The sequence below is a fragment of the Mesotoga infera genome, assembly GCF_900157305.1.
GTDB classification, from domain to species: Bacteria; Thermotogota; Thermotogae; order Petrotogales; family Kosmotogaceae; genus Mesotoga; species Mesotoga infera.
Genome location: NZ_LS974202.1, coordinates 370,951 through 388,431 on the forward strand (window position 1 = coordinate 370,951; position 17,481 = coordinate 388,431).

The window sequence follows — 17,481 nt, forward strand, 5'->3', positions numbered from 1 at the left end:
CTAGCGCTTAACCTTGAATCTTTTGGTGCTCTTCTTTTTTCCTGAAGAATCGGATTTCTTTTCGGCGGTACCGAACTCCGAGTGTACGGCCTGAAGATTTTTGAATTCTTTATCGGCTTTTTGCTGGGCCTTGTCGCTATCGACCTTTACTATTCTAACAATGGCGCTCGCTATATCGTCGTAAAGAGAATCCGTTAGTTGCTGGAAAAGTTCGTAAGATTCCTTTTTAAATTCTATCACGGGATCTTTCTGGCCGTAAGCTCTCAATCCAACGGAATCCTTAAGGTGATCGACGGATTCCAGATGTCTGCGCCATCTTTCGTCTATCATCCTCAGCATTATGTATTTCATGACTTGAGGGAACTCCTTGCCGAAGGACTTCTTCTTCTCCTGGTATGTATCTTCAAGCAGTTTTATGGCAGACTCTTTCAGTTCCTCAATAGTTTTCGACTCGCTCAGGCGATTCAGAGAATCGGGCGATAGAAAAGCGAAGGAACTTCTAATCTCCTCTCTGGATGGCATCGCCTGTAAGCCGTCAACTCTTCTTTCAACCACGTCATGAATTATCTCGGAGATATTTGAATCCAGTTCTTCACCCTTCAGAACCCAGTCCCTGTGGGCGTAAATCGCGCTCCTCTGTTGGTCCATGACTGAGTCGAGCTCAAATAACCTTTTTCTTATCTCGAAGTGTATCCCTTCGATCTTCTTCTGCGAAGAGGATATAATTCTGCTGAGGAGCGGATGCTCTATTGGCTGTCCCCTTTCGATTTTCAGGGTCGTCATTATCGATTGCATTCTTTCGCCGCCGAACAACCTTAGCAGATCGTCTTCTGTCGAAAGATAGAACCTGGATTCTCCGGGGTCTCCCTGTCTACCCGACCTGCCCACGAGTTGGTTGTCTATCCTCCTGCTCTCATGGCGTTCAGTTCCTAACACGAAGAGACCTCCGAGATCTACGACTCCTTCGCCAAGCTTGATATCGGTTCCTCTACCGGCCATGTTCGTGGCTATGGTTACGGTTTTTGCCTGCCCGGCTTTGGCCACAATTTCGGCTTCGCGCTCGTGATACTTTGCGTTAAGAACTTCATGGGGCACGCCTTTCTTCTTAAGTAAATTGCTCAGCTGTTCACTCTTCTCTATGGAGGTTGTTCCTACCAGCACTGGCTGGCCCTTTTCGTATCTCCTGACGATCTCCTCAATTATCGCTTCGTTCTTTTCTTCGCGAGATTTGTAAATCAGATCTTCCTTGTCCACTCTTACAACTTCGCGGTTGGTGGGAATGACTGCTACCGGTGTGTTGTACATGGATATGAATTCGGCCTCTTCCGTTGCGGCTGTCCCGGTCATACCGGAGACCTTCTCGTACAACTTGAAGTAATTCTGGAAAGTGATAGTAGCGAAAGTGACCGATTCCTGTCTTATCTGAACGTTTTCCTTTGCTTCTATTGCCTGGTGGAGACCTTCCGAGTATCTTCTACCCTGAAGAAGTCTCCCAGTGAACTCATCCACTATCACGACTTCACCCTCTTGACTCACGAGATAATCGACCTCTTTTCTGTAAAGAGTCATGGCTTTAAGCGCGTTGAGCAGGTGGAAGAGGTAGTCATAGTTGCTCGGATCGTATAGATTGTCTATCTGCAGCAATTTCTCTGCCTTTGCTATACCTTCGTCGGTAAGGGTGACAGTCCTGTCTTTCTCGTCAACCAGAAAGTCCTTTTCCTGCTGAAACCTCTTGGCGAAGAAGGCGAACTGCCGATAGAGACTGGACGAATCCTCGGCCGGTCCGGAGATTATTAACGGCGTTCTCGCCTCGTCTATCAGTATGGAGTCGGCCTCATCCACGATAACGAAGTTGTGGCCACGTTGAACTTTGTTTTCGAGCGAATAGACCAGGTTGTCCCTGAGATAATCGAAACCGAACTCGTTAGCCGTACCGTAAGTAATGTCGCAGTTGTAGGCTTCTTTCCGGTTGACCGGGTCCATGCTGGCCTGTATGAAGCCTGCCTTCATCCCGAGATATTCGTACACGGGTCCCATCCAGCCCGCATCTCTCTTAGCCAGGTAATCGTTAACGGTTGCGAGATGGCAGCCCTTTCCGGTAAGAGCGTTAAGATACAGTGGCATGGTCGCGACAAGGGTCTTTCCCTCGCCGGTTTTCATTTCGGCTATCTTTCCTTCGTTCAGGGCCATTGCTCCCATAAGCTGCACGTCGAAAGCCCTCATTCCTGTGGTCCTCTTCGCGGCTTCCCTTACCAGCGCGAAGGCCTCGGGTATCAAGTCTTCCAGAGGGCTGCTTTCGGCCGCTTTCTTCAGCTCCTCGGTTTTTTTCAAAAATTCTTCTTGAGTAAGTTTACTAATTGAGGGCTCTAAGGAGTTAATTTTCTCGACTACTTTTGAGTACTTTTTGAGAAGCATTTTGTTTTTGTCGAAAATCTTGTCGAAAATGGACATACAATCACCTCAGTAAAACCGGAGCGCGTGTACCATTTTACCGTTCTCCAGAAAAGTTTGCTGATAGAAGATCGCACTGTCCAGCGAAATCCCTATCAGCGATTTGAAGATCTTCTTCACATCGACGAAGGCCTCGACGATGTCTTTCTCCATTCCCAGTTCTCTCACAAACTCATAACTGACGTTGTCCCGAAGCGTTCCCGACGATGAAGCGGCCGAGTAATACTCTTCGGGAGTGAGTGTCGTGAGCACCGTGGTCGAGGGTGAGAAAATGAAATATATCGTATCGAAATCATTCTCCAGTTCATATACCCGGTTTCCCCTGTAAAGCGAAGTCTTAGCACCCCACTCTTTGAGAGGGTTTTCGAGGAAAGAGGTATCGCCGTTCTTGTTTTTGAAAACAGCCGAGACTTTTGGAACCTCCGAAACCAGTTCTCCGTATATCCGGGCATTTCCGGTACTTTCTCTAGACAGGAGTACTATGTAATCGGCCAGTTCCCTGTAAGGTTCGAGATCAAGCTCGAACCAGTGGGTCAATTCATTTCTAAGAGTTTCCACGGAAGAGGAGGGGAAGAAGACCGTATAGTCGCCATAAGTCTTTTCCGAAGCCTCGCTCTCTTTCGTATCGGCGAGCTTCAAAAAAACTTCCAGATCCTGCGAATTGAGGAATATCGTGTCCTGAACTATGGTTGCAGACAGCGTATGGCCTTCTGGCCGGGCGAAAACAACCGTATTGTCCACCGAGAAGGGTGATTGAAGTCCGAGATCGATCTTGAAACGATCGCTGTCGAAGAAGCCAGTGATGGTGTAGTCGTAACTCATCTCGGCTATCTCTCTAGCCTTTTCACTCGATTCGAGCAACCTTCTTCCCTGTCCCTGATAGGTGCTAAGGGCCGTTTGAACGGCTTCCCTGTTGCCGCCTATTATAAGGAACCCGTCTCCGGTGTGGTAGTAGAGTGTCCCACTATTGCTTCTCAACTCGCTTATTATCTCCCCGGGCTGTGCAAAGATAGTCATATCCAAAAGGGCCGCTACAGCTTTGAGGAGGGGAAAGGAAGACTCGCTCTTCCAGACTATGAAGATTCTCGCCCTGGAAAGCTTGAGCTTCTCGAGGAGGTAAAAGGGATCGAATGTGAGAAGGTCTTCCAGCGAGAGCTCCAGACCTTCTCCAGCCAGAAGAAGATCCCTGTTCAAAGCGTTCTTCAGAAGACTCGTATCGACTTCGGCGTTGTAGCCGGTCGCGTCTATTATCCCGTAAATAGCTCTCTCGGCGCCGAAACCATCGTCTCCAAGGTAGGCACCGAAGAAATTGGTATTGTCCCTCAGAGTCTCGAGAGTCGATCGCATACTTCTTAGAACAAGAAAATATCCCGCACTCTCTGGCACGAAATCGAAAAGCTCTTGAGCCGCTACTCCAGAAAAATGAATCACAAAGCACAAAATAAAAATGAAAAGCTTCAAAATGAACCCGATGGGCCAAATTTAAAGCGGATCGGGTTTTCCCTCCCTTCGATTGACCTTAAAACTCTACCGGTTGCTAAAGAGAAAAAACTCTATCAACTATACACCACGTATCGATATCGGCATAGATCTGTTTTTTCACTGTCAGGAGCAAATACTCTATGTTACCATTCTTTCCACGAATTGGAGAAAAAGTCACGTTCTGTGCGTATAGGCCGGCCTCTCTGAAGGCCTCTATGGATCTCTCCAGAACTTCCACGTGAATGGCACGTGACTTTACGACTCCTTTTGAGACTCTGCCGGGACCGGCTTCGAACTGGGGTTTCACCATGGAGACGCACAATCCCTCATCCTTAATAAGTTTGCCGATTTCACGGGCAATCGAAGAAGTCGATATGAAGGAGAGATCGACAGTTACCAGGTCAACACTCCCCCCGATCATCTCGAGCGTGAGTTTTCTCAGATCCGTCTCTTCTAACGATACGACACGTTCATCGTTTTTCAGCGATGGGTGAAGCTGATTCTTACCCACATCGACGGCAACTACACGCTTGGCCCCCTTCTCAAGAAGCAGCTGAGTGAATCCTCCAGTTGAAGAACCGAGATCTACAACCTCTTTACCTGAAACATCGAGACTAAAAAACTCCAGGGCCTTTTCCAGCTTGTAGTATCCACGACCCACAGGCTGTTTCCCACCGGTTATCGCGATGCGGCTCTCGACATCGACCCTGAAGCCTGGTTTTTCAACGACTGAGCCCTCCACCATCACTCTGCCGGCCTTTATCAATTGGCTGGCCTTGCTTCTACTCTCTGACATTCCTTTGCTTAATAAAAGTTCATCGAGCCTAAGTTTCGAATTCATCGAATATGACCTTGTAAAAGACCAGTCCCTGAGGAGGTGCAGAGCTGGGAAGATTCGACCTATCCTGAGAAAGAAGGAACTCTCTAACCTTGTCCTCTTGAATTGCACCCGTTCCCACCTTTACAAGAGTGCCGACTATGTTCCTCACCATTCTTTTCAAAAAGGAAACGCCCTCTACTCTGATTAGAATCAAATGGGAAGGATATCTGATTATCCTGATCGACGAGATAGTTCTGATTGGGTTTCTATCGTCTCTTCCCGTCTTGAAAGCTGAAAAATCGTGTTCTCCGGTCAGCTGATCGGCAGCTTTCCTCATCGCTTCTATATCCAACCTATAAGGAAACCACCAGACGTACCTTCGCCTAAATATATCAGGATCGTTCGAATTGAGTATGTAATAGTGGTATATCCTCTTCTTCGCCGCAAATCTTGGACTGAAATTGGACTCCACTTCGTGAACCCTTCTGACATAAATGTCGGCCGGAAGATTCGCGTTCAGGGCATCGCACATTATTTTGGCACTCAAATGATCTAGGTTAGAATCGAAAGCTATGACCTGTCCGTAACCATGGACGCCGGTGTCGGTTCTTCCGGCACCCTGAGTCACGATCCTGTATTTGTGGATCCTCTCGAGCGCATCCTCGAAGGTACCCTGAACCGTTCGCATTTCCGGCTGATTCTGAAAACCGAAGAAATCCGTCCCGTCGTAGGAGACAACAGCCGCAAATCTTTTCATGATTAGGCAGTTAAGGCCAGATCTAGCATCTCTGTGTAAAGATAGACCATCGAAGATAAATCTTTACCCATCCTTGACAGATCTCCGCCGTAAACATTCCACAGGATTTTGCTCACGATCGTTTCTACATACTTCAAGAGCGCGCTTTCGAGTTTGCCCTTCTCGAGATTTTCAAGGTAAAGTGAACTTATTTTTTCGCCAAGCCACGAAGAAATGATCTGGTCGTTGAATTTCAGCGATCCATCGGCGTAGTCGCGGAGCATTTTATAAACCTCTTCGGTGGTTTCCCTTATTGAAAGATGACTGGAAACGGCTCCTATAACGGCCATATCGAAGTATCCCTCCAGAGAGTCTGGAACTTCCATTTCGTATTTGAAATACAGGAGATTCGTGTCACTGTGCTTTCTTTCGAAGGATATCTTTCTTCTCATGGCACTCTCCAGACCGAAAGCGCTCAGACAGTTCCAGTATTTCTCCTTCAGAAGCAAAGAGGCTTGATCGGTCGACCAGGTAGTCATAAAGCCGGTTTTGGTCCGGTGATCGAACGTTGCTTTTTTGGGAGTCAAATACTCGTTGTCGTTGTACAGTATGTGTGCATATTTGTGATTCATCGGCCTACAATCCCTTCAACCAGTTCTTTCATTTCATCTATATTCTTTCTTGCTTCTTCTCTGCTCGATCCCTTGGCCATGAGATAGAATTTGATTTTGGGCTCCGTCCCTGAGGGTCTAGCGATGAGTTTGAGGTCACCCTCAAACTGCATAGATATGACATCCGAAGCCGGTAGTCCTTCTATGCCCGGGCTGTAATCTAGTATTTCGATCAACTTTCTCCCTTTCATTGGCGGGACCCCCTTCTCTCTCAATTCTTTCATTATGGAATCTATTTTGAACTTACCCTCGATCCCTTCGTATTCTTTGTTCACCAGGTCCTCCATGAAATACCCGTACCTGGAGTAAATCCCCTCGAGATAATCGTAGAGAGTTTCGCCCTTCTTTTTGAGGAACCCACCGATAACACTCGCAAGAGCTGCCGCGACAACCGCATCCTTATCCCTGGCGTGCTTTCCGAATAGATATCCATAACTCTCCTCGAAACCGAACAGGAAGTTTTCTCCTCCAGAGACTACGGATTTCTCTATCAATTCCCCTATGAACTTGAAACCCGTCAGGGTTTCCTTGACAGCCACTCCATAATTGGAGGCAATTTTCTTAACCAGATCGGTCGTTACTATCGTCTTCACTATGAAGGGATTATCCGGAAGCTTTCTTTCCATCATATCGAGTATGAAAGCCACCATGATAGAACCTGTCTGATTGCCGTTCAGAAGAAGGAAGTCGCCATTATGCTTAACCATCAGCCCCATACGATCGCAGTCGGGATCGGTAGCTATTATCATGTCGCAGTTGCGTTCACGCGCCAAATGCAGGGCCATTTCAAAGGTTCGTGGATCCTCGGGATTGGGGTAGCCTACCGTTGGGAAATTGCCGTCGGGCGTCGATTGCTCTTCGACACGGAAAACTTCGTGGCCGAGATCAGATAGCACTCTGTACACCGGATAGTTTCCGGTACCATGTAGAGGAGTGTATACCAGTCTCATATTATCATAATTGTTGCATAAAGATCTCACTTCATTTTCTATAGTTTTCATGAAACTGGAAAGTATATTTTCCGGAGCGATCTCGATAAGTTCCTTCCTTGGGGTATACTCTTCGAAGAAATCCGACTCGTTTACCCTTTCCGTTATCCTCGCGGCAGGTTCGGGAACGGCCTGCGTTCCGTCAGAAGTGTAGACTTTGTATCCGTTGTACTGAGAAGGGTTGTGACTCGCCGTAATCACAATGCCGCCGCTCGCTTTGAGTTCCCTGACGGCGTAACTGAGAACGGGAGTCGGAGTTGGTTCGTTGAAGAGGTAAACCCTTATTCCCATAGAAGACAGTACATCCGCCGCCACTTCAGAGAACTCCAGCGATTTGTTCCTCGTATCGTAGGCTATGACAACCGACGGCTTTTTCGAAGTTTCGAGTATCCACTTTCCAAAACCCAGCGTAGCCCTCGTAACGGTTTTCGAGTTCATCATATTGGTTCCCGCCCCCAGCTTTCCTCTCATGCCGCCGGTCCCGAATTCCAGATCCGTGGCGAACCGTTCTTTCACATCTTCAGCCGAAAGGTTTTCAAGTTCGCCGAGTAACTCACCGGAGGAATGTTTAAGCCATCTACTGTACTCTTTTTCTATCGCCAGGTTATCTCTCATGCTTCCTACCACCTTCCGACACTTTTTATATGATTTATCTCTCCCGTACTCAGCACTTCCACAACGTCAAGGCGAATTTCGTCGAATTTCGGCTTTTTCTGTGCTATGAATCTGTTGGCAGCCATCTCGAGATGCCTCAATTTTCTCTCGTCCACCCTGTATCTTGGCGGGGAGAAACCATTTCCACCCTTGACTTCAACGAAGACCAGGACTTTGCCATCGTAAGCCACTATATCGAGTTCTCCGAACCTGTAAGACACGTTTCTGGCGACTATCCTGTATCCCGTACTTTTAAGGTACGTGCAGGCAATTTCTTCGAACTCGCTTCCAAGTTCTCTACTCATCTTTATAGATTCTGGGAACGTTTATGTAGGATCCAACCTTCTCCGGGAAGTTATCCGTTATCTTTTCGTTGTTTTCAAAGTGTTGAACCACGTCGGATCTGGGCTCTAAGTCTATCTCCACTGGAGATATCATCTCGTCCACGCTCAGGTCGAGGTTATCGAGCAGAGTCATGTACTGTAGAATCTCTTCGATATCCCTCTTGAGACCGATTCTTTCTTCTTCTTCAAGCTCGAGTTTTGAAAGGCTCTCAAGGTGATGTAAAAGCTCCTCGCTAATTCTGGTCTCCAAGTTCATCCCTCCCCATCGATTTTGACTTCTCTCAAATACATTGCCGCATGTTCGGGGGGCATTGGATTTATATAAAAGCCCGAGCCCCACTCGAATCCCGCCACTCTCGTAAGGCGCGGCACTATCTCGAGATGCCAGTGATAGTGAGTCATATCCTTTCCATCCCTGATACCCGTATGAAGCATGAAGTTGTAAGGCGGGTTATCGAGGGACTTATGTATTCTGAGCAATGTGTTCTTCAAGATAAAGGCGAAGCCATCTATCTCTCCTGCCGTTATTTCACCGAAATTGTGGTTGTGGACTTTCGGAACTATCCAGGTCTCGAAAGGAAATCTGGCAGCGAAAGGTTCGAAAGCTATGAAATCCTTATTTTCTTCGACAACCCTGGTCCCTTCGAGTCGTTCCTGATTCACCATATCACAATATACGCATCTTTCTCTGAAGCTATAATAATCTATTGATCCGGCAATCTCTTCGCCAACTCGCTTCGGCACAATTGGCGTGGCTATCAGCTGACTGTGCGAATGTGCAAGAGAAGCGCCTGCCTCTCTCCCGTGGTTTTTAAAGATCAGAATGTATTTGATCCTCTCGTCTTTTTCGAGAGATCTGAAACGCTCTTTATAAGCCCAAATTATTTCTTTCACCTGCTGGTAGGAAAGAGTTGCCAGCGTAGCGTTGTGATCGGGCGTTTCGACGATGACTTCATGACCTCCAAAACCCTTTATAACATCGTACATACCGTGTCCGAATCTCTCCGGTTCCGCCCCGGGATCGAGGGCGGGAAACTTGTTCTGTACTACCCTGACCCACCAGCCAGGGCTATCCTTCTCGGTATCGGCCGGTCTGAAGGCCATGACTTCCGGTGGAGTCGTGTGTTCATTGCCGTAATCGAATGGACAGAAGGTGGTTTCGGCTTTTTCTTTGGAGTTTATGAAATCGTGGGGCCTTCTCGCCCTCTCAGTAGCTATTATCACCCAGCGCTTTATTATCGGATCTTTTCTGAGTTCAGGCATCGCCTTTGACCTCCAGAATCTTCTCGTAAACGGCTAGATAGTTCCTTGCTGAGGCTTTCCAAGAGAAGTCTTCCTCCATAGCGTTGAGGACGATCCTGCTCCAGGTTCGCGGATCTTCGTAAGCCTTTATAGCCCTTTTCAGAGTCTTGAAAAGCTCTTCGGGACTGTAATCGTAGAATCCAAAACCGTTTCCCTCGAAACTCGATGGGTCGAATTCCTTAACCGTATCGGCGAGACCACCGGTGAACCTCACCACGGGCACCGTTCCATATCTCATGGCGAAAAGCTGACCGAGTCCGCAGGGTTCGTATCTCGAGGGCATCAAGAACATATCGCAGCCACCGTAGATCTTCTGGGCCAGGTCCAGATTGAAAGTTATCTTCGCCGCAATTTTATCGGGACACTCAACCTGCAATCTTTCAAACATACTTTCGTACTTCTTCTCACCCGTACCCAGCACTATTAACTGGATAGGCAGTTCTATCAAATCCTCTTTAATCGCGGCTATCAGGTCTAGCCCTTTCTGGTCTACGAGTCTCGAAATGAGGCCGATCACGGCGTTTCCCGTGTGTGGCAGGCCAACAAAATCCTGCAAATACTTTTTATTGACAGCTTTGCCTTCGACATTTTTAGAATCGAAATTGACCCAAAGGTGTCTGTCCTTAGCCGGGTCGTACTCGGTTGTATCAATACCGTTGAGAATACCTATCAGATCGTCTTTTCTCTCTCTCAACACCCCGTCGAGCCCGGCGCCGTACTCGCTTGTCTGTATCTCTTTAGCGTAGGTCGGCGATACTGTGTTAATCATATCCGAAGCTATCAACCCGGCTTTCAGGCAGTTGATGTTGTCGCCAGAAGAAATCTTCTCCCATCTGTCTTTTTCAATTCCAGAGATACGCAGATAGCTTTCGGGATAGATGCCCTGGTAAGCCAGGTTGTGTATGGATATCAGTGTTCTGGCTGGCTTTCCGATCTGGTCGAGATATACGGCCATCAGTCCGGTGTGCCAGTCGTTCAAATGAACGATGTCGTAGCTGCCTTCTGAGGCGAACACGGAAGCTGCGTCGGAAAAGGCCATGGCTTGAAGTCCAAGATCGCTCACGTTATAAACATCTGGAACGTTCATGAGTTCGTCGTTCTTGAGAAGGTAAACGCTCACCTCGCTGGAGGGTAGTTTCGTTCTGTGAAGCTCGAATTCGTATTCCTTTTTGATGAACCTGGTCTTGACAGTCCTGCCGGTATTCTCTATTCCTATATTCTGCACAGAGCCGTGAAAAGGCATCAGCACGTCTATATCCAGTCCTAGTTCCTTCAAGGCTTTGGGAAGAGATCCCGCCACATCGGCGAGCCCTCCAACTTTTGCCAAAGGATAAACTTCATACGAAACGAAAAGCACTCTCATATATTCACCTCTTGAAAAGCGGCAAATCGTGAGAGAAAATAACCGTGTCGGCTTCCTCGAAATACTTCAAAACGAAGGCCGCCGCGTCGTCGTCTCTCATTCCCTTGCGCATTTCATGATAATTTATCTGCCTTATGCAGACATCTCCACAGATGAAAACCTTTCCGAAGTTGGTCGAATCGAAGAAATACGATACATGGTCTCTCGAATGATAGGCAGAACCGAGAACCTTTATGCTTCCGAGGATCGTGTCGCCGTCGGAAACCGTAACCACTTTATTCCACGAATCTATGACCTTTCGATACATCTTCCCGATCAGCGGTCCAAAGGAGGCGTAATTCCTGCTGGAATAACTCCCGTGGAGATAGACAGTTGCGCGGGTAAAGAAAATCGTGTTGAACGCGTGGTCCAGATGTAGATGTGTGAGAAGGATATCGGTTATGTCTTCAGGAGAAAGGCCAAAAATGGATAGCTTTTCCTCGAGGATCTTTATTGAGGGAAATCCACCTGGATCGACCAGCACTTTTCTATTATCTTCTATAAGTAATGAACAACTACTATTTGAGGCATCCACCATTCCCGGTACATAGAGGGTGCTACCGGGAAAGAGGAGATGTAAGTCCAAATCACATCACTCCCAGAATAATCAAACCCACTGTACCAATAATTATACAGTAAATACCGAAGAATCTCAGTCTTCCCTTGAGTACGAGCAGTTTCACCAACCATAGACCGAACAACCCTGTAACGAAGGCAATTGTCGCCGCCGGTAGCAACGTTGTAAGAGGAAGATCGACATTGGACAGTTTCAGAATGCCTGCTCCCAGAGTGACAGGCAGGCTCAGCAGGAATGAAAACCTGACCGCTTCGCTTCTGGTCAGACCTATGAGTAAAGCGCCGAAGATAGTCATGCCGCTTCTTGAGATGCCTGGTACGATCGCTATGGCCTGGAAAAGTCCAATCGAAAGCGCACCCGCTATAGAGATTTGCAGAACCCTTCTCTTGCCCTTGAAACTGTCGGAGATGAGTAATACCAAAGCCGTCACGAACAGCATAACCGAGGCGAGCCACGCGTCCGAGAATAGAACCTCTATCTTTTCTTCGAAGAAAAAACCGAAAACCACGGCCGGAATCGTGGCCACCAGAAGCAGGAGTATATATCTCAGCGAGTTCTTTCTGTCTTTTCTGTCGGCCAATTTCGAAAGGATCAACCAGATGTCGCGGTACGTGAAAACCAGAACGGCAAAAAAAGTGGCGAGGTGAAGAACTGTGAAGAAAGCCGCTTTAGATTCCTCATTCAGAGGGACATTTAAAAAACGCGAGAAGATCGTCAGATGACCCGATGAAGAAACTGGGAGAAACTCCGTCGCACCCTGCAAAAATCCAAGAAATATGTACTTAAGAAAGTCAGGCACCGAAACCCTCCTCTTCGCTTATAGTCTCGAAGGATATACCGTTCTCCTCGAGTATTCCGGCTATGTACTGAATATCTGTCTCGTCCGTCCTTATCACTACCCTTTTGGTTCCTTCGCTATCGCCGGAGGCAGTGATTATCGAGAGAATGTTGATCTCCTTTTCGGCCAAAAAGTCCACCACATCTCTCAGCGCACCGGGTTTATCCACCATACAGATCGAGATCCTCGCACCGGGTTTGTCCATGGCGGTGAACTCCATGAGACCTTCGAGAATCTCGAAAACGCTAATTACACCCGTCACGACAAATTCTTCATCGACGACCGGCAATAGATAATCGTGGCTTTCGATCAACATCAGCGCCGCGTCTTCTATGAAGTCTGATTCGGTGCAATAGAAGGCCGGCTCCCTGACTATCTCGGCCAGTTCTTTCGTGTAGTCTTCGCTATCTATTTCATCTACTGAAACTATGCCTGAGAGCCTTCCATTCTGAGTCGTCGTTATTATCGTAGATAACCCGTACTCCCTAACTTTTTCGAGAACACTTCCCAACAACTCGCTTTCTTTGAAAATGGGGTAAGTCCTGTTCATCCATTTTTCGATGTTCACTCTTCTCGCCTCTCTTCAATTACCCGGAATTTTTATCAGTTTCCGTCATCTTTAACTTATAATTGAACAATCCAGTATACTCTCGATTGGGGGAATAACGGTGTTTCATGGTTATGTAAAACTCCTTGAGCTTGCAACGAATCTCTTTACGATGTACAGATGGAACAACATGCCAACGCTCGTCAGAACCAACGAGGCGGAAAACGCCTTTGTGTCGGCACAGTACTGCCTGTTGATGTCGGAAATGTCGGCCCTCCACGGGTTGAAGCTCGACAAGAACAAGCTCTTCCAGCGGCTGGTTCTCAAAGAACTGCCCAAGTGTCTTCTCTCGGATATCTCGGTCGATACGAAGATACTTATAAAATCCCTGTCTCCGGAAAAATGGACCGCCGTCTTCTCCAAAACTGTCGAAGAGGTCGTACAGTACTTCCCCTCTAAAAGAAGGGGAGAGTTCTTCGTCTCCATGGTCGACACGAAGGACTCTTCGATCGAAGGCCGCATAATTCAAACGGGTGATCTGCTTTCGGCAATGCTGGAGGCCGAAATACACGGCAGATACTTCCCGGATTTCTTTGCCAGACCCCTCAAGGATCTTGAAAAGAGACTTGAGAATTTCAAGGATTTCCAACCCTACAGTCTAATAGCAAATTCCGACTGGATTAAGCGATACTCCGACGCCCTGGTGGTCCTTTTGCGCGCGGTCAGATGGAACAGGCTCAACAGGAACGTTCCCACAACCGTCGCGGGTCATTCCTTCTACGTCACTCTCACATCCTACATTCTATCCAGCATGGAGATAGAGAATGGGGGGAAAATCGACCCGGTGGAAGTCATAAAGCGCGCCCTCCTGCACGACATACCGGAGAGCATGACCGGGGATATAATCACTCCGACGAAAAAGAAGGTCCCTGGATTCGAAGAGGTGATATCCCAGGTCGAGGAGCAAATGGTCAGCGGTAACTTGCTCCGCGGTATGCCAGATGAACTTGTCAAAGAGCTCAAATCACGAATGCTCGATCCTTTCGCCACAACCGAAGGGGAACTAGTAAGAGCGGCCGACCAATTCGCTGCCACGGTGGAGTGTCTCATGGAGATCCGTTCCGGCAATACCCAACCGGCCTTCAGGGATGCCCTGCACAGAATGCTCGACGACCTCTCCTCTTCGACTTTCGAAAGCGTCCGGTTCGTAACGGAATCATTCAGATGGGGACTCGACTGGGCCGGCAGGTGATCAGCGCTTCCCTTCCCTTAGAAAAGCCTCGAACCTGTCAAGCCCCTCCTTTAGATCTTCCATGGAGCTGGAGTACGACATCCTAACGAAGCCTTCGTAAATGAAAGCGCTACCTGGAACCATTCCAACTTTCTTCTCTTCCAGTAATCCTATAGCAAACTCCTGCGAGTCCTTGAATCTACCCCCAAGGTAAGGTCGAACATCTATAAAAACATAGAAGGCCCCGGAAGGGTTGTTAAAAACCATGTTCATGGCGTTCAGCCTAGAAACGACGAAATCCCTCCGTTCCTTGAAGGTCTTCACCATATCGGAAGTATCGACTTCGAAGGCCTTCAGTGCGGCGTACTGGGCCATCGTGTTCACGTTCGAGACCAGATGACTCTGTATCTTTCCAACAGCCTTCGCCAGTTTCAAAGAAGTGGCCGAATAACCGACCCTCCAGCCAGTCATCGCATAGGTCTTCGAGAAGGCGTTTATAACGGCCGTTCTCTCTTTCATTCCAGGCACAGAACCTATAGAAAAATGCGGAGCATCGAAAACAAGCTTTTCATACACCTCGTCGGATATGACTAGAAAATCCCGTTCAATGCTTAGCGCGGCCAGTTCCCTGAGGAAGCTTTCCGGATATATGGCGCCTGTCGGGTTGTTCGGCGAATTTATAATGATACCTTTGGTTTTTGAAGTGAGCACCTTCTCTATTTCGGCTATTTCCGGTACGAAGCCGTTCTCTATTCTCGACTCTACGATCACTGGCTTTCCACCACAGAGTCTTATCTGGGCTTCGTAGCTCACCCAGGCCGGCGAGATTATAACTATCTCGTCGTCGGGATTCATAATGGCCTTAAGAACGTTGTAAATAGCCTGCTTCCCGCCATTGGCGACTACGATCTCATCGGCCGAGTAGTCTAGTCCGTTGTCGATTTTAAGTTTCAAAGAGATCCTCTTTCTCAACTCATCAATACCCGTCGCGTTAGTGTACTTGGTTTTTCCTTCGTTCAAAGCGAGTATGGCGGCGTCGATTATCGGTCTGGGAGTCGGAAAATCAGGTTCACCGGCCGTGAATTTGACCACGTTCTCGCCCGCTTTTGCCAGTTCCAGTGCCTTTTTATTGAATTCCAGAGTAGCAGAAGGAGTAACCGAAGAAACTAAGCGTGATAACTCCATTGGAGCACCTCCATAATAAATACTTGTATATGGTTGAAAGATCAGATTTTATTTACGATTTCAAGTACAACCATTGCGAAATCGTTCAGGCTATCTTTTTTACAGAGCCTTGCACCGGCTTCTTTCTTTCTCTTGCCGTTCACCAGGGAAGAACCGACGGCCATGACGATTTCGTTCATGCCGTACATCAACTTCTCTATGAACTCCACCCTGAAGCCTGGTATTTCGTCCCTGATGGCAGTCACCGTCGCTTCAACCACGGCCATGTACTTTTCGTCATCACCTAAATCGACGACCGAGGTCCCCTGAAGCTCTTTTCCGTAGTGGTCCAGAGTGACCGTGATGTCCAGTTTTTTGTTGGTGGCCTTCGTTTCGAGACTTTGTAACTGGAAGGAGTATCCCTGCGAATCTTCTTTGGTGAAGCCGTCCGTTGCGGAAGTCTTTTTCTCTTCGGTATCCAGCGCTATCTGCGCTATGGATACTATTTTCCTGTCGATCTTAACTCCAGAGGCTGCAAAGATGGCAGTTTCAATGTCTCGCACCAGTTGCTTCGCCGGTTTGGAAATATCTGCGAGCACGTGGATTTCGACCATTTCGCCGTCTTCATCGTTGACGATGCGTGCGCCGTGCACACCCGGTAACTTTGAAACTATTTCATCAACCGCGAGCTTGGTTTCCATAAAATCAACCCCCTAGACCTAAAAAACTATCGCAAAGAGTAACGAAAGACCCAGAAAACTGCCGGCAACCAGGAGGGAAATCCAGCCTTTCTTGTCGTACGGCCTGTAATCCTGAGGCTTTACTTCACCCTTTGGTTTACGCACCTTCTTCGTGCCGATCTCGAAAAAAACAACCGACAGAAAAAAGGCACACATCGCAATTATGAAAAGAACGTTAGATATCTGATCCATGAACTACCCTCGCACGAATCCATTTTCCCGCCAGACGGGTAGCAAATCGTACATGTTGATTTTAGCACAAAATACCACATCTTCGAAATAACCGATGGAGAAGAGTTTTTTGGCGTGGTCGCAGTTATCGATAAGGAATTGATCGAGAGGAAGCTTTGCGCTCCTGAAAAGGAACACAGCCGCTCTGGAAGCGTCGTCCAAGAGACGATCCTCGAAAGCTGAAGCGGCGGCGCCGGCCAGGAGTACGTCCTCCATAGAGAAGGCCCCTCCAGACCCGGCACATTGAATCACTACCGACCCCGACTCCTTTTTGATCTCTTCGATTACCCTGGCGAGATTTAGGAAGGATGCGGCCACGATCTTTCTGGCTCCCTTCGAATGCAGGGCAGCCGAAGTACCGTTTGTCGTTTTCATGACTATCTCCCTGCCCCTCACCAATTTCTCCTTGAAATCCAGGGGCGAGTTTCCCAGATCGAATCCCGGTATCATGTGACCGCCGCTTTCGCCGGCCAAAAGAACCCAAGGTTCTCTCTGCTTCATCGCGAAGGCCTCTTCAACCGTCTCCACAGGCACTACCCGGCTCGCTCCAGCATGGAGGGCGGTGACGATGGTGCTCGTGGCCCTCAGAACATCCACAACGACAGCCAGATCAACCTCTCTTGAAAGTTCGGCGGGAAGGAAGTTAACCTTTATCTTCATTCAAATCACCGTGCTTGCGCAAGATGACGGTGGATGTTGAGTTCGAAGAGCCTCCAGCCCGTTCCGCTTTCACCGGTGCATATGGTCGATATCGAGCAGTTGTCCAGGTTGAAACTGTAGTTGTTCTGAAGCGGCATGCCCAAAACATAACAGAGGATGCTCTTTATGAAAAGGGCGTGCGAGACGACTATTATGGACTGGCCTTCTTTATGGAGCCCCTCAACGTATTTCAGAAAACCGACCGAACGTCTCTGCAGCTCTCCTAGAGATTCCGTCTCGGGCATATCTGCCCATGGATCGCTGCGCCATTTTTGAATAAGCTTGCCGTGAGTCTTGAAAGACTCTTCGATTTCGGCACCGCTCCAGAGACCGATGTGAGCCTCTCTCAGCAACGGTGTAACGATGGGTTCTTTGCCGAACTCACCGGCGATAAATTCCGAAGTCTCCAACGCCCTCGACAGATCGCTGGTGTAGATCGCCTCCGGAACTTCGAAGTGTTCGAGGAGATACCTGGCCGTGACCCTGGCCTGGGCACGACCTACATCTGAAAGCGGCACATCGGAACTTCCCTGCCATCTTCTTTCTTTGTTCCACAAGGTGGTGCCGTGTCTTACGAAAACGATCTGCATTCATTCCCTCCCA

Annotated in this window: 19 protein-coding genes; 1 reads left to right on the forward strand and 18 read right to left on the reverse strand. The window is 48.2% G+C overall.

Translation table 11 applies throughout. The annotated features are described in order from the left end of the window. From secA to MESINF_RS01835, 13 genes are all read right to left on the reverse strand, one after another. Entirely contained in the window at positions 1–2,451 is a 2,451-nt protein-coding gene (secA, locus tag MESINF_RS01775) for a preprotein translocase subunit SecA (protein WP_169698249.1), read from the reverse strand. 9 nt (positions 2,452–2,460) lie between these two features. Beyond that, complete coding sequence (locus MESINF_RS01780) at positions 2,461–3,912, reverse strand: hypothetical protein (protein ID WP_169698250.1); 1,452 nt, start codon at positions 3,910–3,912, stop codon at positions 2,461–2,463. A 76-nt stretch (positions 3,913–3,988) separates the two neighbouring features. Continuing rightward, positions 3,989–4,774: a TlyA family RNA methyltransferase gene (locus MESINF_RS01785; RefSeq protein ID WP_169698251.1), complete on the reverse strand. Its 786-nt coding sequence runs from the start codon at positions 4,772–4,774 to the stop codon at positions 3,989–3,991. Continuing rightward, positions 4,758–5,510: a tRNA pseudouridine(38-40) synthase TruA gene (truA, locus tag MESINF_RS01790; RefSeq protein WP_169698252.1), complete on the reverse strand. Its 753-nt coding sequence runs from the start codon at positions 5,508–5,510 to the stop codon at positions 4,758–4,760. Before truA ends, MESINF_RS01785 begins: the two co-directional genes overlap by 17 nt. Before the next feature lie 2 nt (positions 5,511–5,512). Then, the gene (locus tag MESINF_RS01795) at positions 5,513–6,121 is read right to left on the reverse strand and encodes a hypothetical protein (RefSeq protein WP_169698253.1); all 609 of its coding nucleotides are present in this window, start codon (positions 6,119–6,121) and stop codon (positions 5,513–5,515) included. After that, entirely contained in the window at positions 6,118–7,764 is a 1,647-nt protein-coding gene (locus tag MESINF_RS01800) for a phospho-sugar mutase (protein WP_169698254.1), read from the reverse strand. Before MESINF_RS01800 ends, MESINF_RS01795 begins: the two co-directional genes overlap by 4 nt. Before the next feature lie 5 nt (positions 7,765–7,769). After that, positions 7,770–8,108 carry a YraN family protein gene (locus tag MESINF_RS01805; protein ID WP_169698255.1) on the reverse strand — a complete coding sequence of 113 codons (339 nt, stop codon included), beginning with the start codon at positions 8,106–8,108 and terminating at the stop codon, positions 7,770–7,772. Next, positions 8,101–8,403 carry an Asp-tRNA(Asn)/Glu-tRNA(Gln) amidotransferase subunit GatC gene (gene gatC / locus MESINF_RS01810; RefSeq protein ID WP_169698256.1) on the reverse strand — a complete coding sequence of 101 codons (303 nt, stop codon included), beginning with the start codon at positions 8,401–8,403 and terminating at the stop codon, positions 8,101–8,103. The genes MESINF_RS01805 and gatC overlap by 8 nt, the downstream gene beginning before the upstream one ends. Further along, positions 8,400–9,410, reverse strand: a complete 1,011-nt coding sequence (galT, locus tag MESINF_RS01815; RefSeq protein WP_169698257.1) for a galactose-1-phosphate uridylyltransferase — start codon at positions 9,408–9,410, stop codon at positions 8,400–8,402. The genes gatC and galT overlap by 4 nt, the downstream gene beginning before the upstream one ends. Continuing rightward, positions 9,403–10,812 (reverse strand): glycogen synthase, encoded by a 1,410-nt coding sequence (locus tag MESINF_RS01820; RefSeq protein ID WP_169698258.1) that lies wholly within the window; start codon positions 10,810–10,812, stop codon positions 9,403–9,405. Before MESINF_RS01820 ends, galT begins: the two co-directional genes overlap by 8 nt. Before the next feature lie 4 nt (positions 10,813–10,816). Continuing rightward, positions 10,817–11,437, reverse strand: a complete 621-nt coding sequence (locus MESINF_RS01825) for an MBL fold metallo-hydrolase (protein ID WP_169698259.1) — start codon at positions 11,435–11,437, stop codon at positions 10,817–10,819. Between the two features lies 1 nt (position 11,438). Next, positions 11,439–12,227 (reverse strand): undecaprenyl-diphosphate phosphatase, encoded by a 789-nt coding sequence (locus MESINF_RS01830; protein ID WP_169698260.1) that lies wholly within the window; start codon positions 12,225–12,227, stop codon positions 11,439–11,441. Then, positions 12,220–12,834 (reverse strand): CBS domain-containing protein, encoded by a 615-nt coding sequence (locus tag MESINF_RS01835; RefSeq protein WP_169698261.1) that lies wholly within the window; start codon positions 12,832–12,834, stop codon positions 12,220–12,222. Before MESINF_RS01835 ends, MESINF_RS01830 begins: the two co-directional genes overlap by 8 nt. A gap of 100 nt (positions 12,835–12,934) precedes the next feature. Here MESINF_RS01835 and MESINF_RS01840 point away from each other — a divergent pair, with 100 nt between their 5' ends. Continuing rightward, positions 12,935–14,065, forward strand: a complete 1,131-nt coding sequence (locus MESINF_RS01840; protein ID WP_169698262.1) for an HD domain-containing protein — start codon at positions 12,935–12,937, stop codon at positions 14,063–14,065. Here MESINF_RS01840 and aspC read toward each other — a convergent pair whose 3' ends face one another. The 5 genes from aspC to MESINF_RS01865 are packed head-to-tail and all read right to left on the reverse strand — an operon-like array spanning position 14,066 to position 17,468. After that, entirely contained in the window at positions 14,066–15,229 is a 1,164-nt protein-coding gene (gene aspC, locus MESINF_RS01845) for an aspartate aminotransferase (protein ID WP_169698263.1), read from the reverse strand. A gap of 41 nt (positions 15,230–15,270) precedes the next feature. Beyond that, positions 15,271–15,909 (reverse strand): hypothetical protein, encoded by a 639-nt coding sequence (locus MESINF_RS01850; RefSeq protein WP_169698264.1) that lies wholly within the window; start codon positions 15,907–15,909, stop codon positions 15,271–15,273. Positions 15,910–15,927: 18 nt separating this feature from the next. Further along, positions 15,928–16,140 carry a hypothetical protein gene (locus MESINF_RS01855; RefSeq protein ID WP_169698265.1) on the reverse strand — a complete coding sequence of 71 codons (213 nt, stop codon included), beginning with the start codon at positions 16,138–16,140 and terminating at the stop codon, positions 15,928–15,930. A gap of 3 nt (positions 16,141–16,143) precedes the next feature. Then, positions 16,144–16,839 carry a 2-phosphosulfolactate phosphatase gene (locus MESINF_RS01860; protein WP_169698266.1) on the reverse strand — a complete coding sequence of 232 codons (696 nt, stop codon included), beginning with the start codon at positions 16,837–16,839 and terminating at the stop codon, positions 16,144–16,146. A 5-nt stretch (positions 16,840–16,844) separates the two neighbouring features. Next, complete coding sequence (locus MESINF_RS01865) at positions 16,845–17,468, reverse strand: histidine phosphatase family protein (RefSeq protein ID WP_169698267.1); 624 nt, start codon at positions 17,466–17,468, stop codon at positions 16,845–16,847. Positions 17,469–17,481 lie beyond the last annotated feature (13 nt).

Excerpts from the sequence above, each read along its gene's own strand:
- secA (WP_169698249.1), bottom strand. The coding sequence starts at position 2,451 with ATGTCCATTTTCGACAAGATTTTCGACAAAAACAAAATGCTTCTCAAA.
- MESINF_RS01785 (WP_169698251.1), bottom strand. The coding sequence starts at position 4,774 with ATGAATTCGAAACTTAGGCTCGATGAACTTTTATTAAGCAAAGGAATG.
- truA (WP_169698252.1), bottom strand. The coding sequence starts at position 5,510 with ATGAAAAGATTTGCGGCTGTTGTCTCCTACGACGGGACGGATTTCTTC.
- MESINF_RS01795 (WP_169698253.1), bottom strand. The coding sequence starts at position 6,121 with ATGAATCACAAATATGCACACATACTGTACAACGACAACGAGTATTTG.
- MESINF_RS01800 (WP_169698254.1), bottom strand. The coding sequence starts at position 7,764 with ATGAGAGATAACCTGGCGATAGAAAAAGAGTACAGTAGATGGCTTAAA.
- MESINF_RS01805 (WP_169698255.1), bottom strand. The coding sequence starts at position 8,108 with ATGAGTAGAGAACTTGGAAGCGAGTTCGAAGAAATTGCCTGCACGTAC.
- gatC (WP_169698256.1), bottom strand. The coding sequence starts at position 8,403 with ATGAACTTGGAGACCAGAATTAGCGAGGAGCTTTTACATCACCTTGAG.
- galT (WP_169698257.1), bottom strand. The coding sequence starts at position 9,410 with ATGCCTGAACTCAGAAAAGATCCGATAATAAAGCGCTGGGTGATAATA.
- MESINF_RS01820 (WP_169698258.1), bottom strand. The coding sequence starts at position 10,812 with ATGAGAGTGCTTTTCGTTTCGTATGAAGTTTATCCTTTGGCAAAAGTT.
- aspC (WP_169698263.1), bottom strand. The coding sequence starts at position 15,229 with ATGGAGTTATCACGCTTAGTTTCTTCGGTTACTCCTTCTGCTACTCTG.
- MESINF_RS01850 (WP_169698264.1), bottom strand. The coding sequence starts at position 15,909 with ATGGAAACCAAGCTCGCGGTTGATGAAATAGTTTCAAAGTTACCGGGT.
- MESINF_RS01855 (WP_169698265.1), bottom strand. The coding sequence starts at position 16,140 with ATGGATCAGATATCTAACGTTCTTTTCATAATTGCGATGTGTGCCTTT.
- MESINF_RS01860 (WP_169698266.1), bottom strand. The coding sequence starts at position 16,839 with ATGAAGATAAAGGTTAACTTCCTTCCCGCCGAACTTTCAAGAGAGGTT.
- MESINF_RS01865 (WP_169698267.1), bottom strand. The coding sequence starts at position 17,468 with ATGCAGATCGTTTTCGTAAGACACGGCACCACCTTGTGGAACAAAGAA.